This is a genomic window from Pararhodonellum marinum (assembly GCF_015354735.1).
Taxonomy (GTDB): domain Bacteria; phylum Bacteroidota; class Bacteroidia; order Cytophagales; family Cyclobacteriaceae; genus Pararhodonellum; species Pararhodonellum marinum.
Map to the genome: position 1 here is coordinate 466,988 of NZ_JACEFJ010000001.1, position 17,068 is coordinate 484,055.

The window sequence follows — 17,068 nt, forward strand, 5'->3', positions numbered from 1 at the left end:
CAGATGTTCAATGGCTTAAGACCACTCAAAGTAATTATATGCAGGGATGATTGGATTTAGCGACATGAAAGCCATAAATTGCGGCTCCATTTGAGTAACACAACCCTGATATGACTAGTCAACATTCCTCCAAAATTGCAGCAGAACTCAATATTCGACCCAAACAGGTCATGGATACCCTTTCCCTTTTGGACGAGGGAGCTACGGTTCCATTTATCTCCAGATATCGCAAAGAAGTTACCGGAAGTCTGGACGAAGTACAGGTAGCTGCCATAAGGGACCGAATTCAGCAATTGAGAGATTTGGACAAGCGGCGGGAAGCCATCCTCAAATCCATCGAAGAGCAGGGTAAACTCAGCCCTGATCTAAAACAGAAAATCGATGCGGCGGAAACCATGACCAACTTGGAAGACCTTTATCTTCCTTACAAGCCTAAAAGAAGAACCAAAGCCACCATTGCGAAAGAAAAAGGACTAGAGCCTTTGGCTACCATGGTTTTTGAACAGCATAGCATCGATCTGGAAGCGGAAGCCAAGAAATTTTTGGACCCGGAAAAAGAAGTAAACACCATAGAAGAAGCTTTGCAGGGTGTCCGTGACATCATGGCCGAGTGGATCAATGAAAACCCGGAACTCCGTAAACAGATGCGGGATTTGTTCATCAAAGAAGGCCGATTCACTTCCAAAGTCATTCCTGGCAAAGAGGCGGAAGCCATCAAATACAAAGATTATTTTGATTGGTCAGAACCCATCAAAACGGCACCATCCCATCGTGTGCTGGCCATGAGAAGGGGAGAAAAAGAGCTATTTCTATTGTTGGACACCAGTCCGGAAGAAAGCGCAGCAATAGCATTGATGGACAAAATGATCCTACTACCCCGGACCAATACCTCCACAGAACAAGTCAAACAGGCCATCAGAGATGCCTATAAAAGGCTTCTGAAACCCTCTATGGAGACAGAAATCAGGCTTTATTCCAAAAAGAATGCGGACGAGGAGGCCATCAAGGTTTTTGCCGAAAACCTCAGACAACTTTTGCTGGCACCGGCCCTTGGTGAAAAGACGGTCATGGCCATTGACCCCGGATTCAGAACAGGCTGCAAATTGGTCTGTCTGGGACCTCAGGGGCAGCTGCTTCATTATGACACCATTTTCCCCAATGAACCCCAAAAGAAGCTGGTAGAATCCGGTGCATTGGTCAAGTACCTGATAGAAAAGCATGAAGTTCAAGCCATCGCCATTGGCAATGGTACTGCAAGTCGGGAGACAGAATCGTTTATTAAGGGATTGGGCCTTCCCAAAGATATCATCATCATGATGGTCAATGAAAGCGGGGCTTCCATCTATTCCGCTTCCGATGTAGCACGGGAAGAATTTCCGGACCATGACCTTACGGTCAGGGGCGCGGTTTCCATCGGCCGCAGGTTGATGGACCCGCTGGCAGAATTGGTCAAGCTGGATCCCAAATCCATTGGCGTAGGGCAGTACCAACACGATGTGGATCAAAATGCCTTGAAGAACATGTTGGATGATACGGTGATGAGCTGTGTCAACGGAGTGGGGGTGGAGCTCAATACCGCCTCCCGGCAATTGCTGGCGTATGTTTCTGGATTAGGACCTGTATTGGCACAAAATATTGTGCAATTCAGAAATGAAAATGGGCCGTTTAAAGACAGGGAAGCCATCAAAAAAGTCCCACGGCTAGGAGAAAAAGCTTTTGAACAGGCAGCTGGATTTCTCCGCATCCAAAACGCGAAACATCCTTTAGACGGCAGTGCAGTCCATCCTGAGCGGTATGGATTGGTGGAGAAAATGGCCAAAGACCTGGGGGCCAAGGTGTCTGACTTGTTGGACAGTGAGGAACTGCGATCCAAAATCATCCTGAAAAACTACGTCTCAGAGACGGTAGGACTGCCTACCTTACAGGACATCTTGGAGGAATTGGCTAAGCCGGGAAGAGATCCGAGGGAAGGATTTGAAGTCTTTTCTTTTGAGGAAGGAGTTCATGAAATCAGTGACCTTAAAGTAGGAATGCAGTTACCCGGAGTGGTGACCAACATCACCAAATTCGGGGCTTTTGTTGACGTAGGGGTGCATCAGGATGGGCTTGTCCATTTGAGCCATTTGGCAGACCGGTATGTGTCAGATCCCAACGAAGTGGTCAAAGTCAGCCAAAAGGTGACTGTTACCGTCATGGAGGTGGATAAGGCGAGAAAACGCATAGGTCTGAGCATGAAATCTGATCCTTTTAGTGAAAAATCCAAAGAAAAAAGCCCCACAAAGCATGTAGCCAGGCAAAATCCAAAGCCTTCAAACCAAGGAAAACCAAAGCCTAAACCTAGGGCAAAAGAATCTGCGGATGATTTGGCGGCCAAGTTGGAGCTTCTAAAACAAAAATTCAGGTGATTTAAGGTTGCAATTGGATGATTTGAAACTCCCTATTACATTTCCCAACCTTTTCTGACAGGTTCCTTGATGAAGGGATCAGCATCGGGCAAACCTTTGGCTTTCATCGCTGCAGGATCCCACTCGATCAGCTTTCCACCCATTCTTAGCGATAGAACACCCAGTAAGGTAATTTCTGTCAACCTGGCCCCGTATTCAAAATTGGCTGCGGAAGATTGGTTGGCCTTGATGGCATCGATCCACTCTCTGAAGTGACCCGTGGAGCGGGGGATGCTGGGTTTAGGTGCCTTGATGCTTTTACTCAGGGTTTCGGGAAAGACCTGGGGCTTTCGGTTGCCTCCATCATTTAGAATCACTCCTTTTGTTCCCACAAAAAGGGAGGCCCTGCTGGGATAGACGAAGCCCTTGGGCAAAGCAGGATGCAGATCCGGTTTCAATCCTCCGGAATACCAGGTGATTTTCATTTCTTTTTGTTCACCTTGTTCGGCAAAATGGAAATAACCGATTTCCCCATAAGGAGCTATCTTGGTATCAGAGTATCCGGCTGGGAAAATCTGGACTCGGTCGGGATTTTTCAGCCCAAAAGCCCAAGTCACTGCATCGAGGTCATGACATCCAAAATCCCCCAAGGCCCCACAGCCATAATCCCAAAAATCCCGCCAGGTCACAGGAACATAATCCTGATGGAAGGGCACCAGCTCTCTTGGACCGATCCACTGCTCCCAGTCAAAGCCTACGGGCATGGTACTTTTCCCTTGAGGAAGCCCCTGTAAGCCAGGTAGCCAACGGCCGGCGGGTACCCACGCATGGAAGTTTTTGACTTCTCCGATTACTCCTGCCCTTAAATATTCCACCGTTTCCCGAATGCCATCAGCCGCATGTCCAGAATTACCCATCTGGGTGATCAGACCGGTTTCTTTGGTGACTTTGGCCACCTCCCTTGCTTCCCAGATATTATGGGTCAGCGGTTTTTCACAATACACATGCTTTCCCATTTTCAGGGCCATCAAGGTGAGGTAAGCATGGGTATGGTCCGGGGTGGAACAAACAATGGCATCCAAGTCTTTGGCCTGTTCCATCATTTTCCTGAAATCATCATATTGGGCGACCTTTCTATTTTCTCCTCTCTTGCCATAATGGTCTATTACCATGGAAGTGGTGGGCCCTCTTCCTGCTTCGGACCGATAATAAAATTCGGCCAGATTCCAGTAGTAGGCAGGGTCGGCGATGGCGGAAATATTGACATCGTCCATACCCAAAAACTCCTGTACATTCTGCTTTCCCTTTCCTCCCGCGCCTATAAATCCAAGGTTGACCCGGTCACTAGGCGCAACAAAGCCCTTTCCACCCAACACATGGCGGGGAACGATCATCAGTCCGGTACCGCTCAGTACGGCTGATTTCACAAAATCCCTTCTATCGAAACTTTTTCTCTTTTTTTCCATGCTGTTGCGGGTGGTTTATGGCTAACAAAGACAATTCTGCAAGAATGAGCTAGAAGTTGGTGATTTTGGAATTAAAATTCAATGTAATACCAAAATTTTTTTGATCCTGAAATCAATTCAAATTCTCGAAAATACTTTGCGCTTTACCCTTCTATAATTGGCGAAGAGACATCTACAATTGCCCCGTTGGGGTCTTTGAGTAAAAATCGCCTTTGTCCGTAAAAAGTATCCGTTGGTTCTTCCAAAATGTCAAATCCTGCTGCTTTTGCGATTTTAAACACCAAATCGACATTTTCGACTACAAAGGTGACATAAAAACCCGCTGGATCATTTCGAACCCCTTTGGGAACCACCTCGTGGTTTTTTTTGATGATACCCAATTCAAGCTGTTTGTCCTTTGAAATGAGGTGTACAAACCAATCGCTATCATAATTCACCTCAAAGTCAAACAGTTTGGTGTAGAAATTCTTACTTTCCGTTAATCTGTCAGAACAGATATTGGTCATCAGCCTTTGAATCTTTTTCATTGTACTTCATTTTTTTGGAAGAGGCTACCAGTTTTGTGGTAGGTCTCTCGGGGCATTCGTTAAAGTTGGTTGGTTCCATGGGTCAGTCTTTCAATTCACTTTCTCCAAACAAATAGCTCTTGCAAGGTAAACCAATGAATTAGGAGAATTCCGGTCAATTTGTAAAGTCAAATCCCTTCTTTTGTCCTTGTCAATGCGGGAGTTTTTTAATTCTGAATCGGCATGTTGCCAGGCCAGCTCAAATTGCTTTTGAATGGCCTCGGCTTCATTTAATTTATTTTGGCCTTTCAGACTTTCATAAAGCCCATTAAGTGCAAAGCCATTTTTTGGCCAATGGCTTAAATCTTGGAGGTAGACCTTTTCAGCCCCAATATAGTCTTTGGAATTCAAAAGTACATCACCCAAAAGATGCCTTACTGAAAAAAACCAATCTGGAGGTTCATTGTAGTTTAAGCCATCTTCAAGGTCAATGGCTTTCTGCAAAAGCGGAATTGCGGAACTGTAGTCGCCATTTTTTGTAAGTATTTCGGCTTCCAACACATTGGAAGCAATTTGACAGACCTGCGCTGCCGGATTGATTGACCAGATGATGATTTTCTTAACCTCTTCAGATTCGCTTAATTTGTTTAAGAGGTCCAATTCCTTTTTGGCTTCTTCTGACCTGTTCAAGTTGGCATAAGCCATGCCTCTTGCGTAGTGCCAGATGGCTTTGGGATAGGGGAGGTCATCATCGGGTTGAGGACTGGTCAGGATTTTTTCCCACTGCTCAAACTTCACAAGAACATGCATAGGAATGGTTGCGTAATGCAAAACGGTTTCAAAGTCGTCTTCATGAAAATACTTTTTATCCAAAATACTTTCTGTTTTAAATGCGGCTTCAATAGACCTTGAGCCTCGCCCCTCAAACGCTGCCGTGGCGGCCAAAAAGTGGTAATTGTGCGGGTAATACAATTGAGGATACACCCCCTGCGAATTGCATTCTGCGATGTAGATGCTGTCCGCAATTACGGCCTGTTCATTGGCTATGGAACCCTCATGGTAGTCTCCGGTATTGATATAAATGTGCGAAGGCATATGCACCAAATGTCCTGCTGAGGGCACTAATGTCTTTAATCTTTCTGCGCTCGGCAAAGCTTTTTCAACATCAGGACCTGCTTCGACGGCATGGATATAGAGGTGGTTGGCCAAAGGATTTTTTGGATTGATGGCAAAGGCTTTCTCCAAAACTTCCAGCAATTCAGGGGTCCATGGCCTAGGTTCTTTTCCTTTTCTTTCAAAAAAATCCCATGCATGTAAGTTCATGATGGATTCTGCATACAAGGTGGCCACAAAATCATCGGCTGGAAATTCGGAATAAGCGGCTTTCATAGCGATGGCCTAACCCTCATCGTCGGTGGTAAGAGAGTCATTGGGAAATTTGATTTGTATGGCTTTGATGACAGCCATTTCCCATCGTGTAGCCTTGCTGCCTAACCTTACCGCATTTTTTACAGCACTTCTGATGTCATCGACGGTGCCCATATTTTCTCCGCCTGAATTATAATTGGGACCAAGCACATAAGCAATGCCCCAATAGCCCATGGCAAAAGTGGAATCCTGTCGGATGGATTCTCGAAAGGACCGTTCTGCTTCGGCATGGTTAAATCCATTGGCCATGATTACCCCTTGATCAAAAAATAGTTGGGCGTAATCAGAGTCGGTGGTAACCTCAACACTGTAGTCCCCAATGTTTTTGAGAAGTGGTGCCTCAAAACTTGGCTTCTTGTCTGTACAGTGTGTCAAACTGAGAAGTAAAAGGAGGTATATGGGAAATCGTTTCATAGCGGTCTGGTTTTGGTTGAAATCACTCAAAATTAAAAGTATACGGCTCACTCGATTCCAAAAAAAGTGGTCTGTATCCTACTCAGGTTTATAAGTAATAAATGGAATAGTAGACTTGTTAAACGACGGAGGAACAATAAGCCCGAATGGTCCGGCATTAACTGCCATTACCCGTAGTAATTTAGTGAATTTTAAGCATTTTTTTTTTATCCCGATTGCTAAAGTATGGGAGAAGAAACAGTTTTCCTGCCAAGGGCTTTCTTTTCCTTTAATTCGATTGAGGTATACAAAAAGAGCATTGCTTACTTTTGTCATTACAAATTGAAAATGAGATAGATATGACTATTTTATATTAAAACAACACCGGAATCAAAAACAAAACTGTACCAATCAAAAATATGAAGGTCAGCAAGTGGATTTTAATGTGATTCGCGCGCAAGAAAATAAACTGCTGGACTGTTCTGATCAGCCAAAACATGGAAGACCCGATAAGAAACCAATTGCCAAATTCAGTGGTCAAAAGCTCTGTTGGGAAAGCGAAACAGATAAAGGCCGTAAAAATGAAATAATAGCAGATTTGAATGTTTAAAATTTGCATGATCCCTTTATTCGCAAAACTCAATTTTTTCAAATCACCGTCCCAATCAAACATTTTCCAAAATCCAAAGTGGAAAAATGCAAAGGCAATGTTATAAATTCCGCAAATGTAAATTATGGTATGCATCTTTTTGTGCTTGGTTTACCGTTTCGGATACAGTTGCAGGCTGTCTATTCAACAAAATACATAGTTAAATCCCCTTTTCCTTTGGCATTAATCTGACCTCTTGGTAAGCAGTTGTATTTTCCTTTGATCAATTCATAGGTAGTTTCAGAGACATTGATTTTTCCAACTTCTCCGTAATATTCCATTCTGCTTGCGGTATTAACGGTATCTCCAAAAAGATCATAGACGTATTTCTTTTTACCTACTATCCCCGCCACCACTGGACCAGAATGAATTCCCGCCCGCATATCCCATTGGATTTGGTTTTTTTTATTGCGGTCTTCCAAATACCTGAACATTTGCTTAGCCGCTTCTATGCATTGGGTGGCGTGGTCTTTGTTTTTTACCGGTGATCCACAGGCCGCAAAATAGGCATCGCCAATGGTTTTTATCTTTTCAAGATGAAACATCTCCATGATGTCATCAAAGTGACTAAAAATCTCATTCAATTCTTTTACAAGCTTGTTTGGAGAAATGGAAGCGGTCATCAATGTGAAATCCTTAAAATCCGTAAACAAAATGGTCACATTATCATATCTTTTCGCCCTGGCCTTTCCCCTTCTTTTGAGTTCATCAGCTATCTGTTTAGGCAAAATGTTCAGTAATAATTCATCTGACTTTCTCTTTTCGTTCAAAATGATCAATTCTGCCTTTTTCTTTTCTGTAATGTCTCTGATTATGCCACTATAGTACCTTTTGCCATTGTTATCCCAGCTTCCGAGCGTGAGTTCAATCGGAAATTCTTCCCCACTCTTTTTTATGGCTTTCATTTCTAGCACTTTTCCAAGAACACGGGGTTTCTTCCCTTGATTCATCCTTTCCATGCCTTTATCATGTCGTTGATGTAAATGACCCGGAATGATCAAAGTCAAAGGCTGACCAATTGCCTCATCTGAAGAATAACCAAACATGTATTCTGCCCCTTTATTCCAAAATAGTATCTTTTTGGATTCATCAGAGGTAATGATTGCATCATTTTTGGAACTGCATATTACCTGAAACCTTTTGTTTTGTTCCTGAAGAAGACTCTCGATTTCCTGTTTTTCGGAAAGGCTAAAATCAGGGGTTTGAAAAACCTTTGAGTCCTTTTTTATATCCTTTTCTGACATGCATGGATGAGTTTGTGGTTACATGAATAGGGTATCTTGATTTGGTTTTATCCTGATTAACCTTTTTACCGCTGTCGGAAATTGGTGATTTTGAAGTATTCCACTTTCGGTACAATACAAGCTACGAAGCATTTGTGTCTCTGCTTAGTGAATATAGTTCAAAATTCCGAGCCTTCCAACGGGTGGTGTAAGAAGCATCCGTAATTACGTTTTAGGATTAACCTACTGGTAATCAAGTTTCTATACTAAATAGGGGTTGCTCATTTTCAATGTAGGACTTCCCGAAGCCAAAAGTCTTGGCAATAGCTGCCTGGTATCCGACTCGATTGGGAAATATCGTAGGGGATCTCCGATTTGACGGAGAGCTGGTTTTGGATAGCCTCATACTACCGGAAGGAATGGAGAATTTTTGTGGAAAGGGAACAATACCTTGCCCTGGGAAGGAACCCATCAGATTGAACTAGTGGTTCTTGGTAAGCCTGAAAAGCAAATGCAATAGATCCATGGGATACCAGGTGGTACAAATTTTCTTTTACCCAAGCATTTTTAAGGTCAACTAATGTCAGTTAGTTTTGAGATGTTATTGTCTTTAAACTCAAAAACTGATTTGCCACTGAGTTTTATTTCCTGGCCTTTTTTCATTCCATTGGGGAGGTCTGTTGCTAAAACACCGAAATAATCGATATCAATTTCGGTCTTTTCACCTTCATGCCGAAAAGATTTGATGGTTTGCTTTCTCTCAGAAAAAAAACCTTTTGCGGTTTCTGCCTGTGCTTTAAATGCTTCTATACCCTCGATCGTCATGGTCACTGTTCCGCTTTGAATATTTTGAAAGACCATATCATTGGCAAAATCAGTGACCATTTTAGAAACGTCGAAGTTGTTGTACCCTGCTATATAGTTTTCGATAATATTTTCTCTGTCTTTCATTGTATGGTCTTCAGGATAAATAAAATTTTCTGACTATTCGGTATTTTTCACGCATAGTCAGGTTTTCGGTAAATCTGGTAGGGGAGGAAAGAAAGTGGCGAAGACGCTTTCTTTCCTCCCCCTACTTCCCCCAACCTTAAATTCAGTTCCCCGAGCTTGCCTCCCGATGGGATTCATATACCGATTTAACTCTAGTACAATTTTGAGGTAAATATATAGGATCCAGACTTTACCTCAAATTGAGCCAAGCCATCATTGAAAACAAAATTGCTGAAATCCGGATTTTCAGAGACAGGTTCACCTGCTTCTCTCAACTCATCGAGGTTTTTTGTTGGTATGGACACAGTACCTGTGGTATTGGCTGGAACAGTTACCTCTACTATAAACTGACTGTCCTTTTTAATCCAGTTGGATGTAATTTTACCATAGGGAGAATCGTAGGAGGTTTTAACCCATTCCAGATCACCAGCCGGTAGGGGAGCTATGTCGAATTTTTTAAAACCCGGACTGTTTTCGTTTATCCTGATGCCTCCCAAATAAGCATAAAGCCACTCTCCAACTGTACCATAAGCATAATGATTCCGTGAATTCATTTCCGCTCCCTGCTTGTCGCTGTTCCAAAGTTCCCAAATGGTGGTAGCTCCTTGCGCTATCATGTAGCCCCAAGAGGGGTAACTTCTCTTGTCGACAAGCTGATAGGCCAATTCATGGTGGTTGTTTTGGCTCAAAACAGGTAAAATGTATTGGGTTCCAAGAAAACCTGTGGTTACCTGTACATCTCTTGCATAAATATTGTCGGTCAAGTTCTCGATTATTTCAGGAGTATCTTCAAGAGGTGCTATTCCAAAGGACAAAGGCAAAACATGAGCAGTTTGTGTGTCCGCCCAATACTGTTTGTCTTTGTTGAGGTGCTTTTCATTGAATGCAATTCTTATTTTTTCGGAAAGTTCATACAACCTTTCAGCTTCATCTTTTTTGTCAAGGACTTCGGCCATTTGGGCCAAAAGTTTGGTGCTGTAAAAATAGTAAGCGGATCCAATGGGTTCACTGGGGGTCTGCTCCACAGCCACCCAGTCTCCAAATCCCCCCAATTCCAATAAATTTTTTTCACTCTTGGCCATCAGGGTTTTGTGCCAGGCAAGCATATTGTCAAAGTTTTCTGAGATGATGGTCGTGTCTCCATGAAATAAGAAGGTCTTCCAAGGTACTATAACGATAGCATCTGCCCATCCAGGTCCTGCTCCATAGGTAGAAAAGGCATGCGGTGCGTAGTCGGTCACCTCTCCGTCAGGCATTTGGCTGTCGCGGATATCCCTCAGGTACTTTCTGAACATGAGGGACATGTCCATGTTGTAAAAAGCCGTGGCGGCAAAAATCTGTGCATCGCCGGTCCATCCCAATCGTTCGTCTCTTTGCGGGCAATCAGTCACTACACTATGCATGTTGCCTATTTGACTCCAGTAAATGTTTTGGACCAGTTGGTTGAGCATTTCATTGGATGTTTCGATTTGGCCAATTACAGGTGCATTTGTATGAAAAACTTTTCCAGTTATGCTTTCCCTTGTAGGTGTTCCAGGAAATCCCGTTACCTCTACAAATTGAAATCCATGGTAGGTAAAGGCAGGCTCCCATTCCTCCTGTCCTTCCCCTTTAGGGATATATCGATCCGTGGCTTTTGCGGTTCGCAAGGGTTCTGTATTGAGGCTGCCGTCTTCTTTAAGTATTTCCGCAAACCTCAAAGTCACTTCGGTTCCTTCAGGCCCATTCACCTTGAGTTTTACCCAGCCAGCCATATTTTGTCCCATGTCAAAAATATACTTGCCGGGTTCTATTTCTTTCACAGAAACAGGTTTGATTGTTCGTGTAATTTGAATCGGCTCGAGTTGATCAGCAAGTAACTTGTCTTTGCTTTCCTTCAACTCCTCTACCTGCAGCCAATCCGAATCGTTAAGGCCCGGAAGATTCCACCCATCCACCTCCAAACGGGCATCATAGGTCTCACCGTCATAAATGCTATTTGCTAAGATTGGCGAAAGATGTGCCTTCCAGGTTTCATCTGTTTTAAATATCTCGCTTGTTCCGTCTTCATAAGTGACATGCAATTGCATGATGAACCTTAATGGGCCTTCGCTAAATTGCGGCAGCCCTCGATAGCCTACATCCCCACTCCACCAAAGATTTCCCAATTGGGCCGCAAAACAATTGGTCCCGGATTTTAAAGCTTCTGTTACGTCGTAAGTTTGGTATTGAACCCTTTTGCGATAATGTGTCCAACCCGGAGCAAGGACGTCATTTCCAATTTTTTTGCCATTGACATACAAATAAAATCCACCGAGTCCTGTGACATATACTTTTGCCTTGCTGATTGTTTTTTGCAGGACATCTTCTTTCCTGACCAGTATGGAACGGGGTCCTTTGTAGGGTGCTTTGGTTTTACCCCAGTGTTCGCCACCATATTTTTCAACAACAGCAGCTTTGACCGGTTTACTATCACTTTCTTTATTTGGAAGCCACCCAAATGCATTGGCCTCATAGACATCCCAAGAATTATCGGTTAACAATATCGATTTGGTGCCGTCGGTATAAGTGATCTCAATTTGGGCCATGGTTCCGGCCTTTCTTTCCTCTTTGGTACGAACAGCGGCAATACGGACTTTATTAAGTCCCTTTGTGACAAGCTCCTTGAGGTCATACCTGAAAAATCTGGTGCCCTGTAGTGGCGTCCATTCCCGATGGCTGCCCAGTGAAGATCCGTTAAGGAAAAGTTCGTAGGCATTGTCAGCTGTTACATCTATGAACGCAGTGGAAATCTGTTTGGCCTCCGTTTCAAAAGCTTTTTCGAAATACATCATTTTCCAAACAGACGTCTCGTCGGGATGCCATATCCAGTTGGCAATATAGGTAGGATCTTTATCATTTTGGTTAAGGTCAAGTCCTATCCATGCTGCTTGCCATTCTCCATAATCCATCAATGAAGTTTCCCAATAGTGTACCTCACTCCATTCAGCAGGCTGACTCAAATGATCCCAGATCTTCACTTTCCAGAAATATTTTTTATTGGAATGAAGCGGCTCTCCTTTATATGGGATGTGAATGGATTGAGAGGAGGATACCTTACCGCTGTTCCACATATTGCCCTCCTCTCGGTCAAGAAGTGAGCTATCATCCGCAACCAAAATCTGATAGGCAGTTTGGGCCGCACCTCTCCGTTTATCACCAACCTGCCATGATAGTAAGGGCGCCTCGATATCAATATTGATGGGATTAATCCGGTTATCACATTTCAGTTTGACCGCTTGAGGGAAGGATTCATTTGAAACGGGATAATCGAAAGCCAAGGCCAGTGATATGGTCAATAAGACATGGAAAGTGTAGGCCATTTTGGTATTTAATTTTTTTTACAAAAACCGTTAGTGACTTATATAGGAAGACAATATACATATTGGAAAAGCAAGCACAAGGCCCTCATACTTTACTTAAAGAAGCCTAATGGTGGATCTGTTGAAGGACCTTCAACACCACAGGCCTTAATTGGTTCAACCAACTTTTGTAAGATAATTAAGGATGGCTCAATTTCCAATTTCAAAAAAACATAGGGTAAATTGTAAGCGCCTGACCATTTTCTTTCAATCCTTATCTCGAATTTCATGCAAGTCTTTGGCATAAGCTGCATACTGGAATTCAGCTAATAAAATTCTCTTTACATCGTTGAGTTGATCAAGCAAAGGTTTTGGGATCTGGTATCTTGCCCCCACACTTCTTCTTCTTTCTGTTTCTGTGTGCTGATCATATGCTTCCCTATCTAAATAAGGCGTATTTACCAAGTCAATTTGTTCTTTTAAAATCCCGAAAAGTGCTTTGGTTTCTTTAGCATTTACTTCAAACTTATAGATTTGTCTTAAAATGTCCATTGGCAACGCATAAGGCCAATTTTCTATCTCATCCTTTTTTAACCCAAAACCTTCTCTCTGCTTAAAGTTTCTAATGATTATCCTTTGAAGGATGATGGTATCCATGGATACAGGGGTGTTTTTTGAAAAAGCCTCCTTCACACGCTTTACTTGCTCAAATGAACTTTCTGTTTGCCACTTTTTCAAAATGCCAATGGTTTTTGGGTCAAATTCAACTCCATGTGCTTCAGCAGCACTTTTGATTTCTTGATCAATAAATTCATAATCCCTTACAAACCTATGCTGGTAAGTTGCATTGATTTTTTCTTGTTTTACAGTGGTGTTCAATTGGAGAAAAAAAGTCGTCAAAAGTCAAACAAGAAATGAAAAGAACATCCATTTTCCGGAACGGTAAACCAGTCTGACAGTTGACCAGCTTTGGAGAAATACCATCCAGGGAAAGAGCAGGAAAATTATCCAAAAATTTTCAATAAGGTTTAAATGGTCGTCATAACCGGGAGAACTGTATAAGACAAGATGTAAAACCGAACCATAACGCGCAACCACCAATAAAGTGATCCAAAAAATCAAAAGCGAATTTGTCTTGGAAAGCTGTTTTCGGATGTAATATTTTCTGCTGTTGTGGCTGGAATTACTCATCCAGATCCAAAGGGTAATGGAAAGGCCCAGGACCGATGAAAGAAAAGAAAAAAAGAAATTGTAGAATTGATGTTCACTTTCAGTCAAAATCAACAGGTCAGCGGTCAAACTTGTAAAATAGCGGAGTACTTCTCTGGAGTGGTTGAAAAACAATGAAATCGAAATGGCAGAAAAAACCCCTGAACTTAAGCCAATCCAAAATCTTTGTGGTCCGATATGTTTAATGGATAGATTTGCTTTACGGAATCGAATATTTGTCATAAGGTTTGATAAAAAAACAAAAGGTAAACTTTTCTGATGATGTGAAGAATGCCAGGTCAGGCTTTTACCCAACCCGTCTGATGGCCAGCAGGAAACACCCTCGGTTTTCCGGCGACCCACGGTGTATTTCATGTAACATTCTTACTCTTTTTCCTTTCAGCTTTCAGCTTCAGGCTTTAAGCTCCTTCTTTCACCTTTGAGCTTCTAGCTTTCAGCTTTTTATCAGTTGTCCAGTAGTCCTCTGGATATCCTGACCCAGTTCTAAATTCATAATCCGACATTCATCATTCAAAACCCGTAAATCAAAAATCGTAAATCGTAAATCCAAATCCCATTTTCTCGTATTGAATTTGCTTGACACTTTTATTTTTACCGATATCCTTTAAACCCCTTCAGGGTTTTATTCTTTTACATTACCAGTTACCCGGGTTGCCACCCGGGGCTAATAACCTTTCGGTGTTTAATCCCTCCGGGATTTTTTTATCATTTGTTCAGGTTTTGGGCTCCTATTGCTTTCACCTTTGAGCTTCTAGCTTTCAGCTTTTTGTCAGTTGTCCAGTTATCCTCTTGAGTTGCTGACCCAATTCTAAATTCGACATTCATCATTCAAAACCCGTAAATCTAAAATCGTAAATCCAAATCCCATTTTCTCGTCTTGAATTTGCTTTACACTTTTATTTTTATCGATATCCATTAAACCCCTTCAGGGTTTTATTCTTTTACATTCCTAGTTACCCGGGTTGCCACCCGGGGCTAATAACCTTTCGGTGTTTAATCCCTCCGGGATTTTTTTATCATTTGTTCAGGTTTTGGGCTCCTATTGCTTTCACCTTTGAGCTTCTAGCTTTCAGCTTTTTATCAGTTGTCCAGTTATCCTCTTGAGTTGCTGACCCAATTCAAAATTCATAACCCGTAAATCAAAACCCGTAAATCTTAAATCCAAATCCCATTCAACCTTTTACCTTTCACGTCTGACCTATTTCCTTGCTTTCAGCTTCCATCTCCTAACTGTTTTCCAATAAGCTACTTTGATTTTTCAAATTTTAGGTTTTTCACCCTGCCTGAGTCCAACAAAAATCCGGAGATGACCCCAGCTGTTCTTTCGAACCTCAGCAATCCCAGCCCCAGAGTAAATTGATCAATTTCGCTAATGCTGCAGGCCATCGTGGAGGGGTTGTTGCCTATCCTAGCCATCAAAACACCATTTTCCAACTCAATATGATAGGTTACATCCAACTCTTGGCTATAATAACTTCCAGTATAATCGATTAAGTCAATACCTGAAGCATCAAATTCATTTTTCCTTTTGGCTTTTGTTTCTGTCCCGCCTTGTAAAACTGAAAGTGTCTGTGCTTGGTCCTCCTTTAGGTCAGAGAAAGTAAAACTCAGGCTTTTTTCTCCAGGAATCTCATAGGTGTTTCCCTTGGTTTTAATAATGTTGTAGCCTTGCTTGTTCCATGTCTGAAGCACATGCAAGGAGTCATTTTTGAGGGTCAATTGAAGTATGATGCCAGGTTGTATTTCATAATTTCCGACCAATTGATTGGGTAGATATTCCTTGGCAGGCGTTTCAGTTTTCGGCTTTTCCGCAATTTTATCAGGTGATTCAGTTAGGAGATCTTTTAGCATGACATCAGCTACTTGATTGGCTTTCAGGGATGGATTGGCGTCGCCTCTATTGGCGAAAATGGCGATAGAAAGCCCTTGTTCAGGAAAGCGCAGCAATTCTGCTCTATACCCCACAAATGCACCCCCATGCCTGATCGTTTTTAGTCCCTTGTATTCACCAATCATCAAGCCGGATGCATATGGAATCACCTCTCCGTTGTTTAAAACACCCCTTTCAGTCATTTTATTCCAAAATTCCTCCCCTAAGACGGTGGAATTGTAAAATGCCTTGTCCCATAACCGGATGTCATCGATGTTGGTAAAGATGCCTCCGTCTCCGATCATATTCAAAGTGGTCATGCTGATCTTGTATTGGCCATTTCCCCTTGGCATATAGCCGCTTGCTCTGTTTTTGACTATTCGGGTGTGGTCATTGTGAAAATGGGTGTCTGTCATACCAAGCGGTTCAAATATTTCCTGCCTGGCAAATTCCGCCATATTCATTCCGGACACTTTATTTACAATTTGGCCTAGGAGCCAATACCCGGAATTACTGTAAAGGTATTCTTCTCCCGGGCTAAAATTTAGATCGGACTGATTGATCAGCCATTGCATTATGGCCGCATCTTCATAATAGTCATCATCACCGAAACCTTTCAAGTAAGCAATCTGTAAATAGTCTCTGATGCCACTGGTATGATTCAGCAAATGCCTGATGGTAATCCGTTGGGCATATTCAGGAAAATCAGGGAAAATATCATGTAAAGTATCATCAAGGCTCAATTTCCCCTGCTCGACAAGTAGGATTATGCAGGCTGCTGTAAATTGCTTTGACGTGGAACCGATTCTAAATACAGAAGAAGCACCGATTGGGATATCATATTCCATATTGGCCAAACCATAACCTTTGGCATAGATCAATTCACCCCGTTGCATGATGCCTAAAGCAGCCCCGGGTGTGTTGGGTTGATCCCAATCCGAAAAGAGGCTGTCAATAGCCTGACTTTGTTTCAGTTGACCACAGGAAAATATGGCAGGAAAGCAAATGAAAACAAATAGCAGTATTTTTTTCATAGATCGATTGCTTTAAAAGGCTTTTGATGGGTTAGGGTAGGAGCGGGCATGTCTTTGTTTCAATATGTTAAATTAACTCTAAACTTCAAAAAGATTCAAAAAATGTACAGATAGTGCTGGGTATTTATTCCCATATCAGTTGTCCAGTTGTCCGATGCGCTGTTGTCGGGTTGTCTTCTTAAGCTGAAACAATTCTAAATTCATGATTCGACGTTCATCATTCATCATTCAAAACACGCCATTTTCCTGTATTCCAGAACCCGGTTATTCAATCGTTTCGGCATTTAGATCATTCTCAGAAGAAGAATCGAGGCCGAAACGTTTATGGTTGGCCTTTCTATCCCCGAGTTGCGCTTCACTTACCTGAGGTTATTGAAAAGTTCAGCCCTTTCAGGGCTGCTTTTTGAACGGATTTGAATCGGAAATTCAAATGCCTTTCCAGTTCTCCCAATTCATTATTCGACATTCGACGTTCATCATTCATCATTCAAAACTCGTAAATCAAAAATCGTAAATCAAAAATCAAAAATCCAAATTCGTTCCATCCACCCCGTTATTTTTTGTGAAATTCCTAG

At 42.4% G+C, this 17,068-nt stretch carries 12 protein-coding genes; 2 read left to right on the forward strand and 10 right to left on the reverse strand.

All coding sequences use genetic code 11. The annotated features are described in order from the left end of the window. Positions 1–110: 110 nt before the first annotated feature. Complete coding sequence (locus H1A14_RS01970; protein ID WP_194774515.1) at positions 111–2,405, forward strand: Tex family protein; 2,295 nt, start codon at positions 111–113, stop codon at positions 2,403–2,405. A gap of 35 nt (positions 2,406–2,440) precedes the next feature. On the opposite strand, the gene H1A14_RS01975 is transcribed toward H1A14_RS01970, so the two are convergent. The 4 genes from H1A14_RS01975 to H1A14_RS01990 all read right to left on the reverse strand — a co-directional run bounded on the left by H1A14_RS01975 (position 2,441) and on the right by H1A14_RS01990 (position 6,198). Then, a complete protein-coding gene (locus H1A14_RS01975; protein WP_194774516.1) occupies positions 2,441–3,850 on the reverse strand; it encodes a Gfo/Idh/MocA family protein in 1,410 nt (469 codons plus the stop codon). 143 nt (positions 3,851–3,993) lie between these two features. Then, a complete protein-coding gene (locus H1A14_RS01980) occupies positions 3,994–4,377 on the reverse strand; it encodes a VOC family protein (protein WP_194774517.1) in 384 nt (127 codons plus the stop codon). A 90-nt stretch (positions 4,378–4,467) separates the two neighbouring features. Further along, positions 4,468–5,745, reverse strand: a complete 1,278-nt coding sequence (locus tag H1A14_RS01985; protein WP_194774518.1) for a tetratricopeptide repeat protein — start codon at positions 5,743–5,745, stop codon at positions 4,468–4,470. Positions 5,746–5,754: 9 nt separating this feature from the next. After that, the gene (locus H1A14_RS01990; protein ID WP_194774519.1) at positions 5,755–6,198 is read right to left on the reverse strand and encodes a hypothetical protein; all 444 of its coding nucleotides are present in this window, start codon (positions 6,196–6,198) and stop codon (positions 5,755–5,757) included. Between the two features lie 412 nt (positions 6,199–6,610). Between H1A14_RS01990 and H1A14_RS01995 the strand changes: the two genes are divergently transcribed. Beyond that, a complete protein-coding gene (locus tag H1A14_RS01995; RefSeq protein ID WP_194774520.1) occupies positions 6,611–6,787 on the forward strand; it encodes a hypothetical protein in 177 nt (58 codons plus the stop codon). Between the two features lie 179 nt (positions 6,788–6,966). Here H1A14_RS01995 and H1A14_RS02000 read toward each other — a convergent pair whose 3' ends face one another. From H1A14_RS02000 to H1A14_RS02025, 6 genes are all read right to left on the reverse strand, one after another. Then, the gene (locus tag H1A14_RS02000; protein WP_194774521.1) at positions 6,967–8,070 is read right to left on the reverse strand and encodes an adenylate/guanylate cyclase domain-containing protein; all 1,104 of its coding nucleotides are present in this window, start codon (positions 8,068–8,070) and stop codon (positions 6,967–6,969) included. A gap of 552 nt (positions 8,071–8,622) precedes the next feature. Next, positions 8,623–9,000: a nuclear transport factor 2 family protein gene (locus H1A14_RS02005; RefSeq protein WP_194774522.1), complete on the reverse strand. Its 378-nt coding sequence runs from the start codon at positions 8,998–9,000 to the stop codon at positions 8,623–8,625. 191 nt (positions 9,001–9,191) lie between these two features. Continuing rightward, on the reverse strand, positions 9,192–12,380 hold the full coding sequence (locus tag H1A14_RS02010; RefSeq protein WP_194774523.1) for a glycoside hydrolase family 78 protein: 3,189 nt from the start codon (positions 12,378–12,380) through the stop codon (positions 9,192–9,194). A gap of 246 nt (positions 12,381–12,626) precedes the next feature. Then, positions 12,627–13,259: a hypothetical protein gene (locus tag H1A14_RS02015; protein ID WP_194774524.1), complete on the reverse strand. Its 633-nt coding sequence runs from the start codon at positions 13,257–13,259 to the stop codon at positions 12,627–12,629. 3 nt (positions 13,260–13,262) lie between these two features. Then, a complete protein-coding gene (locus H1A14_RS02020; protein WP_194774525.1) occupies positions 13,263–13,811 on the reverse strand; it encodes a hypothetical protein in 549 nt (182 codons plus the stop codon). 1,023 nt (positions 13,812–14,834) lie between these two features. Further along, positions 14,835–16,493 (reverse strand): serine hydrolase domain-containing protein, encoded by a 1,659-nt coding sequence (locus tag H1A14_RS02025; protein WP_194774526.1) that lies wholly within the window; start codon positions 16,491–16,493, stop codon positions 14,835–14,837. Between the last annotated feature and the right edge of the window lie 575 nt (positions 16,494–17,068).